14 protein-coding genes and 1 pseudogene are annotated in these 16323 nt (G+C 60.9%); 12 read left to right on the top strand and 3 right to left on the bottom strand.

The window, feature by feature from the left end; all coding sequences use genetic code 11:
- Positions 1-453 precede the first annotated feature (453 nt).
- The 3 genes and pseudogenes from VCJ09_RS10425 (at position 454) to VCJ09_RS24765 (ending at position 3965) form a co-directional block, all read left to right on the top strand.
- Positions 454-1827 (top strand): IS1182 family transposase, encoded by a 1374-nt coding sequence (locus tag VCJ09_RS10425; protein ID WP_324733199.1) that lies wholly within the window; start codon positions 454-456, stop codon positions 1825-1827.
- A 191-nt stretch (positions 1828-2018) separates the two neighbouring features.
- A pseudogene (locus tag VCJ09_RS24770) lies at positions 2019-3110 on the top strand (cache domain-containing protein); the annotation flags it as partial.
- 87 nt (positions 3111-3197) lie between these two features.
- Positions 3198-3965 (top strand): methyl-accepting chemotaxis protein, encoded by a 768-nt coding sequence (locus VCJ09_RS24765; protein ID WP_371915442.1) that lies wholly within the window; start codon positions 3198-3200, stop codon positions 3963-3965.
- 108 nt (positions 3966-4073) lie between these two features.
- Here VCJ09_RS24765 and uraH read toward each other — a convergent pair whose 3' ends face one another.
- Entirely contained in the window at positions 4074-4427 is a 354-nt protein-coding gene (uraH, locus tag VCJ09_RS10415; RefSeq protein WP_079201746.1) for a hydroxyisourate hydrolase, read from the bottom strand.
- A 422-nt stretch (positions 4428-4849) separates the two neighbouring features.
- Here uraH and puuE point away from each other — a divergent pair, with 422 nt between their 5' ends.
- The 9 genes from puuE to VCJ09_RS10370 all read left to right on the top strand — a co-directional run bounded on the left by puuE (position 4850) and on the right by VCJ09_RS10370 (position 14225).
- Positions 4850-5779 carry an allantoinase PuuE gene (gene puuE / locus VCJ09_RS10410; protein WP_324734252.1) on the top strand — a complete coding sequence of 310 codons (930 nt, stop codon included), beginning with the start codon at positions 4850-4852 and terminating at the stop codon, positions 5777-5779.
- Positions 5776-6291 carry a 2-oxo-4-hydroxy-4-carboxy-5-ureidoimidazoline decarboxylase gene (uraD, locus tag VCJ09_RS10405; protein ID WP_324734251.1) on the top strand — a complete coding sequence of 172 codons (516 nt, stop codon included), beginning with the start codon at positions 5776-5778 and terminating at the stop codon, positions 6289-6291. The genes puuE and uraD overlap by 4 nt, the downstream gene beginning before the upstream one ends.
- Positions 6292-6330: 39 nt before the next feature.
- The gene (gene alc / locus VCJ09_RS10400) at positions 6331-7326 is read left to right on the top strand and encodes an allantoicase (RefSeq protein WP_324734250.1); all 996 of its coding nucleotides are present in this window, start codon (positions 6331-6333) and stop codon (positions 7324-7326) included.
- 157 nt (positions 7327-7483) lie between these two features.
- Positions 7484-7987: an ureidoglycolate lyase gene (locus VCJ09_RS10395; protein ID WP_324734249.1), complete on the top strand. Its 504-nt coding sequence runs from the start codon at positions 7484-7486 to the stop codon at positions 7985-7987.
- A 47-nt stretch (positions 7988-8034) separates the two neighbouring features.
- Complete coding sequence (locus VCJ09_RS10390; RefSeq protein WP_324734248.1) at positions 8035-9303, top strand: urate hydroxylase PuuD; 1269 nt, start codon at positions 8035-8037, stop codon at positions 9301-9303.
- A gap of 194 nt (positions 9304-9497) precedes the next feature.
- Positions 9498-11048 (top strand): cation:proton antiporter domain-containing protein, encoded by a 1551-nt coding sequence (locus VCJ09_RS10385; RefSeq protein ID WP_324734247.1) that lies wholly within the window; start codon positions 9498-9500, stop codon positions 11046-11048.
- 429 nt (positions 11049-11477) lie between these two features.
- Positions 11478-12974 carry a uracil-xanthine permease family protein gene (locus VCJ09_RS10380; RefSeq protein ID WP_324734246.1) on the top strand — a complete coding sequence of 499 codons (1497 nt, stop codon included), beginning with the start codon at positions 11478-11480 and terminating at the stop codon, positions 12972-12974.
- Between the two features lie 81 nt (positions 12975-13055).
- Positions 13056-13928, top strand: coding sequence for an outer membrane protein OmpK (locus VCJ09_RS10375; protein WP_324734245.1), 873 nt, complete (start codon positions 13056-13058; stop codon positions 13926-13928).
- A 96-nt stretch (positions 13929-14024) separates the two neighbouring features.
- Positions 14025-14225 carry a hypothetical protein gene (locus VCJ09_RS10370; RefSeq protein WP_324734244.1) on the top strand — a complete coding sequence of 67 codons (201 nt, stop codon included), beginning with the start codon at positions 14025-14027 and terminating at the stop codon, positions 14223-14225.
- Positions 14226-14373: 148 nt separating this feature from the next.
- On the opposite strand, the gene VCJ09_RS10365 is transcribed toward VCJ09_RS10370, so the two are convergent.
- Together VCJ09_RS10365 and moaA are read right to left on the bottom strand one after the other, a co-directional pair.
- Positions 14374-15207: a substrate-binding periplasmic protein gene (locus tag VCJ09_RS10365; RefSeq protein WP_407693022.1), complete on the bottom strand. Its 834-nt coding sequence runs from the start codon at positions 15205-15207 to the stop codon at positions 14374-14376.
- 73 nt (positions 15208-15280) lie between these two features.
- Complete coding sequence (gene moaA, locus VCJ09_RS10360) at positions 15281-16309, bottom strand: GTP 3',8-cyclase MoaA (RefSeq protein ID WP_407693021.1); 1029 nt, start codon at positions 16307-16309, stop codon at positions 15281-15283.
- Positions 16310-16323: the final 14 nt, after the last annotated feature.

Here is a 16323-nt window from a genome sequence, read left to right as displayed (position 1 = left end):
GGTGTCGGGATTATCCTGGAATCCAGTGATTAAGTCCGACAGGCTGCTAGGGCGCTACTCGCCGTAGGCGATACGCCGTGGATAGTCCGAACGGATCGCCGCCCGGCCGTCCTGCGCTCTGATGCCCGCCAGCAAACAAAAAAGCCCGCAGTGGGCGCGGGCCAGGGGCTCTACTCATGAGTCAGAGGGTCACAAGCATTCGCTATCAGCTACCGCGATAGATCGAGCCGCTGCAGGGAAGATCAGCAAGGGCACCAGACCTACACGGCCGCCTTCGACCCAGCATGCGAGCATATCGCAGCGCAAAACTGCCTCTCTAGCGGTCCACAAGGCGACAGTTGGCGCGAATAGACAACTGGCGAGCGCACTGGGTAAAGCTCTCAGCTAGCAGCCTGTCGGACTTAATCACTGGATTCCAGGATAATCCCGACACCGCCCAGCCGATGCCTCCGCATGAGCCGCTTTCGTCCGATCGACCGCAAGACTGACTACCTGCTCCCGCCATCGATGGATGACTGGCTGCCAGAAGCCCACCTGGCCCGTTTCATTCTCGAAGCCATCGAACGGCTCGACTTGAGTGCGCTCACCCGGCGTTATGGCGGACGCGGCAGCGCCGCCTATCACCCCGAGGTGCTGCTTAGTCTGCTGGTCTATGGCTATGCCACCGGCACCTTTTCCAGCCGTATGATCGAACGCGCCACTTACGACTCGCTCGCCTTTCGCTACCTGGCCTCAGGCAGTCACCCCGATCACGACACCCTGGCCAGCTTCCGCCGCCGCTTCCTCGACGAGTTGGCCGGCATCTTCCTTCAGGTGCTGGAGCTGGCGGGCGAGATGAAGCTGCTCAAGCTCGGCACCATCAGCCTCGACGGCACCAAGCTGCATGCCAGCGCCTCACGCCACAGTGCACTGTCCTATGGCCATATCCAGACACTCGAACGCCAGCTCAAGGCCGAAGTGCAGGAGCTCCTGGCGCTGGCTGAACGGGCCGACCAGGCAGAGCTCCCCGTCGGCATCGATCTGCCGGACGAGATCAAACGCCGGCAAGATCGCTTGCTCGCCATGGACGCGGCGAAGGCCAAGATCGAGGTGCGCGCCCGTGCGCGTTTCGAGCAGGATCAGGCCGCCTACCAAGAGAAGCTTGCCAAGCGTGCGGCGCGCACGGCAGAAACGGGCAAGAAGCCCGGCGGCAAGCCGCCCAAAGCCCCAGTGGAAGGGCCTACCGAACACGACCAAATCAACCTCACCGACGAAGACTCGCGCATCATGCGGGTGGCTGGCGGCGGCTTCGAACAGTGCTACAACGCCCAGGCCGCAGTGGATACCGACACCCTGTTGGTGGTGGCGCCAGGCCTCACTCAGGCGGGCAACGACAAGCAACAAGTCGTCCCCATGCTGGCCGAGCTTAAGGCGCTACCGGAGTCATTGGGTCAGGTGAACGTGGTGCTCGGGGACTGTGGCTACAACAGCGAAAGCAACATCGCCGCCTGCGAGGCGGCGGGAATCGAGCCCTACCTGGCGGTGGCACGCGAAGATCATCACCCGCACTGGAAGGCGCGCTTCGAGGAGCTGGCAGCGCTCGACGCTGATGCCACAGTGCAACAACGCATGGCGCACAAACTCAAGAGCCAGCCGGGGCGCCGCCTCTATGCGCTGCGCAAACAGACGGTGGAACCGGTGTTCGGCATCATCAAGTCGGTCATGGGTTTTCGCCAGTTTCTGCTGCGAGGCAAGGACAAGGTGAGCGGCGAATGGCGCCTGGTATGTCTGGCCTGGAATTTGAAACGCATGGCCGTTTTGCGCCACAAATCCGTCCAGTGTGGGTAGAAATGAACTAAACCCGCTCGTTCTCAGGAAATTCGGGGCAAAAAAGCCTGGAAATACCTCAATAGTGGGGCGAATCGCTTCGCCTCACTATTGATATCCCCGTTCATGAATTCAAGTCCGACAGGCTGCTAGGCAGCCGACACTATAAGAGCCCCAAAATTCCCGCACAGCGTCGTGCGCAAGGACCCCTGATGAACATAAAACAAAAACTGACCTGGGCCTTCGCAATCATCGCCTGCGTCCCCATCATGCTGGTCGCCGTTCTGGTCATCGTCAATCTGCGTAGCGATGCCAGAACTGAGTTCGTCGACACCAGCGCCCGCGAGATCCGCCAGGTAGAGAACGCCATGCGGTTATTTTTCGATGGCATCAACCAAAACGTCGAATACCTGGCCAAGCACCCGCTCGTTGCTCAATCCGACGACAGCCTCAAGCAATATATTGATGCCAACGCTGCAAGCATCCCAACCGGCGAGCAAGACAAGCAAATCCTCGGCCTGTTTGCTGGCCTGGGGACCAGCCACCCTGCCTATTCCTATGTATCGATGGGAAATATCCAAGGCGGCTATGTGAGCTGGCCAGAAGACTCCAAAGTGAGCAATTACGACCCGCGCAAACGCCCCTGGTATCAAAAAGCCATGGACAATCAGGGCAAGACCGTGCGCACCGACGCCTACTACTGGGCCCCCGACGATGCCGTACTGTTAGCCAGCGCTCGCAGCATTGCCAACACCCTCGGCAACCCGGGTGGGGTGATCAGCATCGACGTCTCACTCAAGCAGCTGACCGACATCGTCAAGCAGATCAAACTGGGCGAAAGTGGTTACCTGATGCTGATGGAGGATAACGGCACCATTCTGGTCGACCCCCAAAACCCTAATAACAACTTCAAGAAAATAAGTGACTTGAAGAACGGATACAACACGCTGAGCAATGCACAAAAAGGCCTGGTCGAAGTAAAGCTGAACGGGGCACGTTATATGGCCAACGTCTGGCCTTCCGAACAACTGGGCTGGCGCTTTGTCGGCCTGATCAGTGAACAAGAAGCGATGGCCGGGGTCACCCGCCTGACTTGGATCATCGTGGGGTTGGCAATCGTGCTCGCCGCCGTGTTTGCCCTGGTGGGAGCCAGCTTTGCCGGGCTTATCGTCAGACCGATTCGCGCGGTAGCCAGTGGCCTGGAAGGCATTGCCCAAGGTGAAGGCGATCTGACTCAGGCCCTTACCGTGCGTGGCCAGGATGAAACCGCGCAACTGGCCAATTGGTTCAATCAGTTCCTCACGGCCATTCGTCAATTGATCCTCAACATTGGCCAAGCTGCCCAGCATATCCAGCAGACCTCAACCACCTCCTCCAAGGTTTCTGGCGACATGACCGAAGCTGCAGGACGGCAGCGTGAATCGATCGACATGGTCTCCACCGCCTTTCACGAGATGGTCGCCACCGCCAACGAAGTGGCTCGCTCCTGCTCTCAGGCCGCGGAGTCGGCGGACAATGGACAAAAACAGGCACGTGACGGGCAACTGCAAATCGATGCCGCAGTCAGCAACGTCGAGAAGCTGAGCCGAGAAATATCCCAGTCCGCAGCGGCGATGCAGCAGCTCGAGCAGGACAACAATAATATCCAGTCGATTCTCGGCACCATTCGCTCGATAGCCGAACAAACCAACTTGCTTGCCCTCAATGCTGCGATTGAAGCGGCACGTGCCGGCGAACAGGGTCGGGGCTTTGCCGTTGTGGCTGACGAGGTCCGCGCGCTGGCCAAGCGCACCGCGGACTCCACCGCTGAAATTGACGGACTGCTGAGCAGTCTGGCCCAGCGCACCCGGGAGATGGGCAAGCAAATGCATGCCAGCCTGGAGGTATCGCAGAGTACGGTTAGCAGCATTACCGACGCCCGCTCAAGCTTCGGCTTGATCCGCGAGTCGGTCGATGTAATACGCGATATGAATGCGCAAATCGCCACTGCCGCCGAAGAACAGCACCAGGTCGCCGAAGACATCAACCGTCACATCAGCATGATCCATGGCGATGCGCAGCTGGTCGCAGGCCTGGCAGAGTCGGCGCGCAGTGACTCGCACAACCTCTCCAGCCTCTCCACTCAGCTCAATGAACTGGTTAATCGCTTCAAAACTTGATGGCGCCATTCACTGCGCAGAAACAGTGATGGCAGGCACTCGAGTGCCTGCCATCAGGTTCCACACAACGGGCCTGCCGGCTCACCCAGCGCAGCCCCGCCTGAGCAATCAACTACCGCGATAAGTGGAGTAGCTGTACGGGGAGATCAGCAGCGGCACATGGTAGTGATCCTGGCCGGCATCGATACCGAAGCGCAGCACCACCACATCGAGAAACGCCGGATCGGGCAACTGCACGCCACGGGCCCGGTAATAATCGCCCGCATGGAAGTGCAGCTGGTAGACACCACTGCGGTAATCGTCGCCCTGCAGAATAGGCGCATCGCAACGGCCGTCATGGTTGGTCACCACGCGGGTAACCAGCTCCATCTGCGCGCCTTCGACCCGATACAACTCAACAGTGATGGCGCTGCCGGGGCAGCCGTGCGCGGCATCTAGAACATGTGTGGTCAATCGTCCCATAGCTATCAGGCATCCACGCCGGCCAATTGCCACGCAGACACCGCACCTCCTCTACTGTTATTGAATATTGAATTCGGCAGATGACTCAGGCTCCAGCAGCCTTGAGTTGGGCGGAGCATAGCATGCCGCCGAATCATTCAAGACATTTTTTTGATTTATTGTACACAATTATATTTACAATAATTCCGTCAAAACCGCCGTTTCAGGTACAGCCATGATGGTAAACCTCGTGGATAAGGACAGGCGCCAGGCGCACGGCCTGGGCACCCACACAGATTCAATGGCGAGAATTGATTTAGCAATAAAGCTGATTTTTTATTTACAAAGCGTTATTCATTTTGTATACAATTAGCCCATCACGGTCGCGTCCCTCGTCACCTGGGCTACGCAGTGACCGCAACACGCCAAGAAGGAAGACTGCAGTGAGCGCTGACTACCCACGCGACCTGATCGGTTACGCCAACAACCCGCCGCATCCACACTGGCCTGGCGATGCCCGCATTGCCCTGTCGTTCGTCCTCAACTATGAGGAAGGTGGCGAGCGCAACGTACTGCACGGTGACCAGGAGTCCGAGTCCTTCCTCTCCGAGATGGTTTCCGCCCAGCCGCTGCAGGGCGAACGCAACATGAGCATGGAATCGCTCTATGAATACGGCAGCCGCGCCGGCGCGTGGCGCCTGCTCAAACTGTTCGACCAGCACGCTATCCCGCTGACCGTGTTCGCCGTCGCCATGGCCGCCCAGCGTAACCCCGACATGATCAAGGCCATGGTCGCGGCCGGCCATGAAATCTGCAGCCACGGATATCGCTGGATCGACTACCAGTACATGGACGAGGCGCAAGAGCGTGAGCATATGCTCGAAGCCATCCGTATCCTCACCGACATCACGGGCGAGCGCCCGCTGGGCTGGTACACCGGCCGCACCGGGCCGAACACCCGGCGCCTGGTCATGCAGGAAGGTGGCTTCCTCTACGATTCCGACACCTATGACGACGACCTGCCCTACTGGGATCCAGCCAGCAGCGCGGCCAAGCCGCACCTGGTGATCCCTTACACCCTGGACACCAACGACATGCGCTTCACCCAGGCGCAGGGTTTCAACACCGGCGACGACTTCTACCAGTATTTGAAAGACGCCTTCGATGTGCTCTACGCCGAAGGCGTGGCTGGCGCGCCGAAAATGCTGTCGATCGGCATGCACTGCCGCCTGCTCGGCCGCCCCGCGCGGATCGCCGCCCTGGCGCGCTTTATCGAGTACGTCAAAAGCCACGAAAAAGTCTGGTGCGCCCGCCGCGTCGATATCGCCCGCCACTGGCACGCCACCCACCCTTTTGTCGAGACCCGCACATGAGCCGCTTTCAGACCCTGACCCCGTCGCGCCTGAGCTGCGAAGACTTCGTCAACGTCTTCGCCGATATCTACGAGCACTCGCCCTGGGTGGCCGAGAAGGCGTTCGAGCTGGGCCTGGACGACAGCGTTAATCAAGTCAATGGCCTGCACCAGCGCATGGCCGACATCCTGCTCAGCGCCAGCCATGCCGAGCAACTGGCCCTGATCAACGCTCACCCGGACTTAGCCGGCAAGGCGGCAGTGCGTGGCGAGCTGACCGCCTCCAGCACCACCGAACAGGCCGGCGCCGGCATCAGCGCATGCACGGCCGACGAGTTCTCCCGCTTTACCGAACTGAATGACGCCTATAAGGCCAAGTTCGGCTTCCCCTTCATCATGGCGGTGAAAGGCAGCAACCGGCACCAGATTCTGGCGGCATTCGAGGAGCGTATCCACAACCCCCCGGAGCAGGAATTCGCCTGCGCCCTGGCCGAGATCAACAAGATCGCCCTGTTTCGCTTGCAGCAGCTCTAGCCCGCCACTCCCCGCCCTCACTGTTAAGGCAGACACGACATGAAAGCTTACGCCGTACCCTTCGAGAAATACGTCAACCTGGCCGACGCGCGCCTCGGCACCCAGGCCATCTCGGTAACCGATGACTGGTTCGCCGACGTCAACCGCTTGTTCCAACCGACCCCGGCGGTGTGGAAGGAAGGCGTGTTCGATGACAACGGCAAGTGGATGGATGGCTGGGAATCGCGGCGCAAGCGTTTCGAAGGCTACGACAGCGCCGTGATTCGCCTCGGCGTGGCCGGTTCGATCAAAGGTGTTGATATCGACACCAGCTTCTTCACCGGCAACTTCCCGCCGTCCGCCTCGCTGGAGGGCTGCTTCGTCGCCGCAGGCGACCCGACTGATAGCACCGAGTGGACTGAAGTGCTGGGCGCGGTTGAGCTGCAAGGCAACAATCACCACTACCACGCAATCAACAATGCCCAGGCCTTTACCCACCTGCGCTTCAACATCTACCCGGACGGCGGCGTCGCCCGCCTGCGCGTTTACGGCGTGCCGTTCCGCGACTGGAGCAACGTCGGCGACAACGAGCAGGTCGACCTGGCCGCCGCGCTGAATGGCGGTCGCGCCCTGGCCTGTTCCGACGAGCACTTCGGCCGCATGAGCAACATCCTCAACCCGGGCCGTGGCATCAACATGGGTGACGGCTGGGAAACCGCACGCCGGCGCACCCCGGGCAACGACTGGGTGATCGTCGCCCTTGGCGCACCGGGAGAAATCGAACGCATTGTCGTCGATACCCTGCACTTCAAAGGCAACTACCCGGATAGCTGCTCGATCCAGGGCGCGTTCGTCAAAGGCGGCACCGACAGCCAGATCGAAACCCAGAGCCTGTTCTGGCGTGACCTGCTGCCAAGCCAGAAGCTCGAGATGCACGCCGAGCACGAGTTCGCCGAACAGATCAAGGCGCTCGGCCCGATCACTCACGTACGGGTAAACGTATTCCCGGACGGTGGTATCAGCCGCCTGCGCCTGTTCGGTAAAGTCGCCAAGTAGAACGCGCAGAGGTCTCTGTGGGAGGGGCTGGGCGGCATTCCGCTTTAGCCGCGAGCCTTTTTAGCATGTCGCGGCTAAGCCCCTCCCACAAACAGACTGACATCAGCCCCCCCTTCCTTATCAGCGAGGGGCACTACAACGAACAAGTAGGCCAACCATGCGCACACTGATCATCGAGCCACTGAGCAAAGAAGCCTTCGCCCCCTTTGGCGATGTCATCGAGACTGAAGGCAGCGAGTTCTTCATGATCAACAACGGTTCCACTCGCCGCTATCACAAAGTGGCCACCGTGGAGACCGCCCAGCCTGAGGATCAGGCGATCATCAGTATTTTCAGTGCCCAAGCCCTGGAGATGCCGTTGACCGTGCGTATGCTGGAGCGTCACCCGCTGGGCAGCCAGGCGTTCATACCGCTGCTCGGCCAGCCCTTTCTGATCGTGGTCGCGCCACTTGGCGATGCACCTGAATCAGCGTTAGTCCGCGCCTTCCGCAGCAACGGCAGGCAGGGCGTCAATTACCATCGCGGCGTCTGGCACCATCCGGTGCTGACGATCGAAAAGCGGGATGACTTCCTGGTGGTTGATCGCAGTGGTTCCGGCAACAACTGCGATGAGCATTTCTTTGATGAGCATGAGCAACTGCTGCTCGCTCCCCACCAATAAGAGAAGCCTGGCGCCGGCCTGCCGGCATCGGGAAAGAGGTACTGACTGTGGAAGCACATTTGACTGAGTGGCTGAATCTGGGCGTGCGCTGGATTCACATGATTACCGGTATCGCCTGGATTGGCGCATCCTTCTATTTCGTCTGGCTGGAAAACAACCTCAATCGGGTCAACCCGAAAGACGGTTTGGCCGGTGACCTTTGGGCGATCCACGGTGGCGGCATCTATCACCTGGAGAAGTACAAGCTGGCGCCGCCGAAAATGCCGGAGAACCTCCATTGGTTCAAGTGGGAAGCCTACTGGACCTGGATGTCCGGCGTTGCCCTGCTGATGGTGGTGTACTACCTCAACCCGTCGCTTTACCTGATTGCGCCCGGTAGCGACATGGCACCCACCGTCGCCATCGCCATCGGCCTCGGTTCACTGGTTGCAGGCTACGTGGCCTACCACTTCCTCTGTGACTCGGCGCTGGGCAAGCAACCGGCCCTGCTCGGCGCGGTGCTGTTTATCCTCCTGATCGCGGCTGCCTACGGCTTCAGCACTATCTTCAGTGGTCGCGCAGCCTACCTACATGTCGGCGCCATCATCGGCACCATCATGGTCGGCAACGTGTTCTTCACCATCATGCCGGCACAACGCGCACTGGTTAAGGCCATCGAAGACAACACCACGCCTGATCCGGCCCTGCCGGCCAAAGGCCTGCTGCGCTCGCGTCACAACAACTACTTCACCCTGCCGGTGCTGTTCATCATGATCAGCAACCACTTCCCGAGCACCTATGGCAGCAGCTACAACTGGCTAATTCTGGCGGGCATCGCCATCTTTGCAGTACTGGTTCGCCACTACTTCAACACCCGCCACAACAGCAACAAATACGCCTGGACCCTGCCAGTGGCAGCACTGGGCATGATCTGCCTGGCGTATGTCACCGCCCCGCTGCGCCCGGCCGCAAACGCCATCCCGGTGGCCACTTCAGCCAGCCAGCCAGCCGTCAGCGTCGCCAAGGTAGAAGAAGTGCTCGAGCCCTCGCCTGACGCGGCCCCAGGCGGAGCAGGCACTGCCTTTGCCGAGGTCAACCAGGTGATCCAGGAACGTTGCAGCGTATGCCACTCGGCCACGCCGAGCAGCCCGATGTTCAGCGCCGCGCCACTGGGTTTCATGCTCGACACCCCGCAGCAGATCAAGGCCCAGACCGCGAAGATCCAGGCCCAGGCCATCGCCTCGCAGGTCATGCCGCTGGGCAACATCACCCAGATGACCCAGGACGAGCGCGACCTGATCGGCGCATGGATCGCCCAGGGCGCGCAGATCGACTAAACAACGCCTCTGGACAGGCACGGCCTGTCCTTCACTCATTGAGCCCGCCTATGTGCGGGCTTTTTGTTAGCTGAGAAAACACGCCTGCTCGACTGTATTTGCACCGAAGCGGCCCCGCGCTAGACATGGCCTTCTGCTGGCCCGTTACAATGCACCGTCTCTAGCCCGATGCTTCACGCCAATAAGGACAGCCCATGATCGAAGCCACCTGGATCGCCTTCGCCTTCGTCTTGGGCCTGGCAGCTCGCGCCCTGGGTCTGCCGCCGCTGATCGGCTACCTGGCGGCCGGCTTCGCCCTGGCGGCTATTGGCGAACCCCTCGGCGTAGGCCCGGGCGACAGTGCTTCGCTGGAACATATTGCCCACCTCGGTGTGCTCCTGCTGCTATTCACCGTCGGCCTCAAGCTCAAGCCGAGCAACCTGATCAGGCGCGAGGTGATTGGCGGGGGGCTGCTGCACTTCGTCATCTCGAGCCTGATCTTCCTGCCGGCCATCCTGCTGATCCTCGACCTGCCCTGGCAGGAGGGCCTACTGCTGGCCATCGCCCTGTCCTTTTCCAGTACCGTGCTGGCGGCGAAGGTGCTGGAGAGCAGGCGCGAGCTGCGCGCCTTTCACGGCCGGGTAGCAATCGGTGTACTGATCATCCAGGACCTGCTCGCCCTGCTGGTGATGAGCCTGGCCAATGGCGACGCCCCTTCGCCCTGGGCGCTGCTGGTATTCGCCCTGCCCCTGCTGCGCCCGCTGCTGTACCGTCTGCTCGATGCCAGCGGTCACGATGAACTGATGGTGCTGCTCGGCCTGCTGCTGGCGCTGGTGGTCGGCGGCTATGGCTTCGAGTCGCTGGGCCTCAGTTCCGAACTCGGCGCCTTGGCGTTTGGCGCCCTGCTGGCCAAACACAAGCGAGCCGTCGAGCTGTCCAACTCGCTGTGGGGCATCAAGGAAGTATTCCTGGTTGGCTTCTTCCTGCAGATCGGCATCGGTGGCCTGCCGGATACCAGTGCCATGATCTTCGCCGTGGTCATGTCACTACTGCTACCGCTCAAGGGCATGCTGTTCTTCGGCCTGTTCCTGATGTTCCGGCTACGCGCGCGCAGCGCCTTTCTCAGCAGCGTCAGCCTGACCAACTACAGCGAGTTCGGCCTGATCGTGGCCAGTGTGGTGTTGCCACAATGGCTCACCCCCCTGGCCATCAGCGTGGCCCTATCCTTCGTCATTTCCGCGCAACTGAACCGCTTCGTCCACCCGCTCTACGAGCGCCTGGCCAGACGCCTGATCCCGCTTGAGCGCGACATCCGCCATCCCGACGAACAGCCGATCTCGCTGGGCGATGCGCAGATCCTGATCATCGGCATGGGCCGCACAGGCCGCGCCGCCTACGATCACCTCAAGGACAAGGGCTTCCAGCTGTCCAGCCTGGACTCCGACCCAGGGATGATCGAATTGAGCGCCAGGGCCGGGCGCCGGGTGCAATTCGCCGACGCCGAAGATCAGATGTTCTGGCAGAGCCTGGAGATGCCGGCGGTCGAAGCGGTGATCCTGGCCATGAACGACCAGGAAGCCAAGATCATCTCCACCCATAAGCTGCGCGAACGCGGCTTCGAGGGGCTGATCGTCGCCCACGCGATGTATGAAGACATGGCCCAGCGCATCCAGGAAGCCGGTGCCGACCGCACCTATCTGACCATGAGCGAGGCCGGCACCGGCCTGGCAGAACACGTCGCCCGCAGCCTGCAAACGGGCGACTGAGCGCTGGTATAAAAGCGCTCACCCAGGTTCTGCAACAATTCGCGAACCCTAGGCTGACACTCGCCGCAGGCAGTGCACCGTGGGTGATGGCCGCGGCACACGGCATGGCTGGCTGTCGCTGCGCGCCGAGCGGAGCGCGCCCGGGCCACCTATGACCTGTGCAACATCGCGAAAACGACTCCATTCGCGGGGGCGTACTCGCGCAACAGTCCAGCATTCACAACGGCAACAGACTGCCAGCCACGGCACTCGCTCGCGCCGCTATAAACTTGTACACAATATTAAAATAAATTGTTTTTAACCTTGTGAGCAAGTTGCTATAGTCGGCCCATTCTGACCGACCAGACAGCTTTAGTGGCGATCAGACAGAGGCACCGTGAAGCCTCGTGCAAGCCCATGACCATATAAAAACAATTGGCAGGCTCTGACATGACCACGACCAGCACTACGCAAGCCCCTGCTCCGTCTGCGGGCAACAACGACTTGATCTACCAACTCGATGACCGCCCGGCCTTTGTCCCGGCGATCTTCGCCGCCCTGCAACACGTGCTAGCCGCCTTCGTCGGCATCATCACTCCGACGCTGATCATCGGCAACGTGCTTGGCCTAGGCGCCCATGTGCCCTATCTGGTGAGCATGGCGCTGTTCGTCTCCGGCCTCGGCACCTTCGTCCAGGCCAAGCGCTTCGGTCCCATAGGTTCCGGCCTGCTGTGCCTGCAGGGCACCAGCTTCGGCTTCCTCAGTGTGATCCTCAGCGCCGGCTTCATGGTCAAGGGCCGTGGCGGCAGCGAGGAAGAAATCCTCTCGACCATCTTCGGCGTGTGCTTCTGCGCCGCCTTCGTCGAGATCGCCTTCAGCCAGTTCATCAACAAGCTGCGCCGGGTCATCACCCCGGTGGTCACCGGCACCATCATCTGCCTGATGGGCCTGTCACTGATCAAGGTCGCCATGACCGACATCGCCGGCGGCTTCGGCGCAGCGGACCTCGGCGCGCTGCACCACCTGGCCCTCGGCGGCCTGGTGTTGGCCACCATCGTCGTGTTCAATCGCTTCCAGTCCCAGTCGGTACGCCTCAGCGCGGTGATCGCCGGCCTGGCCCTGGGCTTCGGCGTGGCCTGGTACACCGGCCAGGTGGATTTCGCGCAAATGGCCGAAGTCCCCCTGGTCAGCGTACCGGTACCGTTCAAGTACGGTTTCAGCTTCGACTGGGTGGCCTTCGTACCGATTGCCGTGATCTTCCTGATCACCCCGCTGGAAACTGCCGGTGACCTGACCGCCAACTCGATCATTTCCGGGCAACCGGTCAGCGGCCCGCTGTACCTGCGCCGGATCAAGTCCGGGGTACTCGCCGACGGCTGCAACTCGGCGCTCGCGGCCATGTTCAACAGCCTGCCGATGACCACCTTCAGCCAGAACAACGGGGTCATTCAACTGACCGGCGTAGCCAGCCGCTACGTGGGCTTCTACATCGCCGGCATCCTGGTCCTGCTCGGCCTGTTCCCGGCGGTCGGTGCGGTACTGCAACTGATGCCCAAGCCGGTCCTTGGCGGCGCCACCCTGATCATGTTCGGCACCGTCGCCGTGGCCGGAATCAAGATCCTCACCGAGGCCGGCCTGCATCGCCGCAACGTGCTGATCGTAGCCATTTCGCTGGGCCTGGGCCTCGGCGTGGCCGGCGTGCCGGAAGCCCTGTCGCAGATGCCCGACGCGCTGAAAAACATCTTCGGTTCGCCAATTACCATCGGCGCCTTCAGCGCCATCCTGCTGAACTTCTTCCTGCCGGAAGAACATCAACCTCTGGCAGAGAACGACTACGACCCCGAAGCCCATCTGCACAGCGTGCTGCAAAACCCGCAGGACGCCGAGCATGACCAACCGTCAAATGCTCTCAAAGATGGCTTCAGCCCGGCCAACCAGGCCAGTTGAACCATCCGTGTTGCGCCAATACCACCCGCGGCTCGCCGCAGGGTCGAGATCCCTGTAAGTCCAAACAATAAGGAAAACCCGATGAAACTGAAGCATCTGCCTCACTGCATTGCGCTTTCTGCCGGCCTATTGGCCGGCCAACAGGCCCTCGCCGGCGACATGCTGTTCTGGCAAGACAACAGCCTGAGCTACCTCAACGGCAGCAATTTCCAGCGCCTCAACTTCAACGGCGAGGAACAGCGTTCGCAGACCACCTATACCTTCGAGCATGCCAGTGGCTGGGTCTGGGGCGATGCGTTCTTCTTCCTCGACTACATCGATGCAGACAACTTGCAGTACCGCGGGAGCAACTTCGGCAACCTCGAAGTCAAGGACAAGAGCGACTTCTACTACATGGAGTTCTCGCCTCGGGTCAGCCTCAGTTGGCTGAGCGGCCAGGACCTGTCTGCCGGCCCGCTGAAGGACGTCAAGGCCGCCTTCACCTACGAGAAAGGCAACGGCGGTCCCGGTACCGAGAACTACCTGTATGGCCTCGGCTTCGACTGGGACGTGCCCGGCTTCGCCTTCCTGCAGACCAACCTGTACCGGGTCAAGATCAACAACCACATCTTCTTCGACCATGACTTCAAGGCCAGCGACGCGGGCAATGGCTACGCCACCCAATTGACCGTGGCCGGTGCCTACCCCTTCGCCATCGGCGAGCAGGACTTCGTGGTCGACGGCTACATCGACTGGCGCTCTCCATCCAAGGATGCCGGCACCCAGACCTCGGTCGGTTCTTCAATTCAGGTCAAATGGGATGCGGGCAAGGCGCTGTTCGGCAAGGAGCGCAAACTCTATGTCGGCACCGAACTGAACATGTGGCACAACAAATACGGGATCAAGCCCATCGACGGCTCCACCGACGGTTTCGACCAGACCGCCGTACAGGCGCTGGTCAAATACCACTTCTGATGGCAACGAACTGAACCACCGCCGGGTAGGCGGCAGCGGGAAGGTAGAGGGGCGGCATGCTGGTCATGCTGCCCCTTTTTTTATCCGACGCATCTGGTGCGCAGACAGCATCTGACTCTGCAGCACCTGTTCTCGGCCGAAGCCGGTACGTCCTACCATTACGATGACGGCTGGAACCGCAAAGCCATGATCGCCTTCACCATCGCCGCACTGTTTTCCGTCGCCTCGGCCTGGCCCCCGGCCTCAGCAACTTGTCCGGGCACTCCTGGATCTTCGCTGCCACGCTCGGCGCACTGATTCATACCCTGCTGATACGCAAGAGCTGCGCCACAAAGAGCGCAGCAGGGACACTGCGTTCGCGCAACTAACAGTCGAGAGGCGCCTGCCGAGGCAGGGTCCGCGGCGCACCGGCGCCGCGCGGCGGCCTCAACCATGGCTCAAGCCATCACTCAGAAAGGCCATCAGCCCCCTCGGCTTTGGCCTTCTGCCGCTTGAGAAAGTCGACCTTCCACTGCTCCATGCCAATGAACTCGGAGTCCAGGTTGGCCTCGACCCGGTACCGCTCCTTGAGCGCCGCTACCTCAGCCTGCTGCTCGATAAGAAAACGATCGAAACGCTGAATCAACTGAGGATGCTTGAGGGTGGAGAGGTGAAAGCTGCCGCGGGTATTCGGCAACGTCGGATCGAAAACCAAGGCGCCGGGACGAGCCCGGATGTTGTCGAGGTAATGGGTCGCCACCACCACATTGAAGTAGGCGCCGTCGGCATCCTTCTTCAGCACCTGATGGATCATCTTGCGCAAATCCTCGCTATAGGTCAGCTGGATCTGCTCGGCGTCGATACGCGTCTGATAACCCCAGGGCGTCCAGCCCTTAACCATGCCCAGGCGTTTGAGCTGCTCCACTGGCTGGCCCTGGCGTTTTGGCGCGACCAGCACGCCGTCGACATAGCCGACTACCGCCTGGCTGTAATGCAGGTCCTTACCGGTCTTTTGGGCCTGCGCCCAGCTGCTGCTGTCGGGGTATTTGAAATCCACTTCGCCCTGCACCAGAGCCGATAACAAGCGCTTCACCGGCAACGGCTTGTAGCTCAACTGCACCCCACTGCGCAGGGCGAACAGGTCGAACAGCTCGCGGGCAAAGCCCTGATACTGACCCTGGCTGTCGATGCTGTAATGCGGCGCAAAGGCCATGTCCTCGACGCCGATGACGTAACTTTCGGCATGAGTAGCAGTGCAGAACAGCACGGCGAACAAACTGCAGACGCGAATAGGCTTCACAGCAACCCTCCAGGTTATTGTTGATTGGGTCTAACAGGTTCTATGGGGAAGCGGGCGGCGGCTATCCAGCAACTCAACCGCCGGTCATGCTCATGAAACGCACCACCTGCACCTGCGCATCGGCCTCAAAGTGATGACGTTCGGGCTTGAGTTGCAGGGCCTCCAGCAAAGCCTCGCGCAGACGCGGGCTGTCGCCTGGGTGACAGCGAATCAAGGCCTTGAGATCAAGCGCATTGTCGTGGCCAAGGCACAGCACCAGCTTGCCTTCGGCCGTGACCCGCACCCGGTTGCAGTCGCCGCAGAAGTTGTGGCTGTGTGGCGAAATGAAGCCAACCTGGGTATCGCTGCCGACGACATGCCAGTAGCGCGATGGCCCGCCGGTCTGTTTGCTGCTGCGCATCAGCGGGTAGCGCTGTTCAATGCGCGCACGTACCTCGTCACTGGAACAGAAGGTGTCCTGGCGCTGGTGACTGGAGACGCTGCCCAGCGGCATCTCCTCGATAAAGCTGATGTCCAGGGCACGCGCCATGGCGTACTCAACCAGGTCGAGTACCTCGTCGTCGTTGCGGCCCTTCTGCACCACGCAGTTCAATTTGATCTTGCGAAAACCCGCCGCCCGCGCCACTTCGATGCCAGCCAGTACCTGATCGAGCTTGTCACGCCGGGTGAAGGCAGCGAAGCGCTCGCGGCTCAAGGAGTCGAGACTGATGTTTAACCGCTTGACTCCGGCAGCGCGCAGTTGCGGCGCCAACTCGGCCAGTTGCGAGCCGTTACTGGTGATCGACAGGTCTTCCAGTTCCGGGCGCTGGCCCAGGCGACTCAGCAGGCTGAGCAGGTTCTTGCGCACCAGCGGCTCGCCACCGGTGATGCGGATGCGCTTGACCCCCAGACCGATAAAAGCATCGGCCACGGCATACAGCTCTTCCAGACTGAGAATCTGCGCACGCGGGGCGAAGACCATGTCCTCGCTCATGCAATAGGTGCAACGGAAGTCACAGCGGTCGGTAACCGACAATCGCAGGTAGGTGATGCGCCGCCCGAAAGGGTCGACCAGTTGCGCGTGATCCACGGCGAGTCTCCTGTACGCAAGGAGTCGAGACATTATTGTTATGAAAT

The sequence above is a fragment of the Pseudomonas paeninsulae genome (genome assembly GCF_035621475.1).
GTDB classification, from domain to species: Bacteria; Pseudomonadota; Gammaproteobacteria; order Pseudomonadales; family Pseudomonadaceae; genus Aquipseudomonas; species Aquipseudomonas paeninsulae.
Note: the sequence above shows the minus strand (reverse complement) of the source record. Positions and strands in the feature narration are given on the sequence as shown.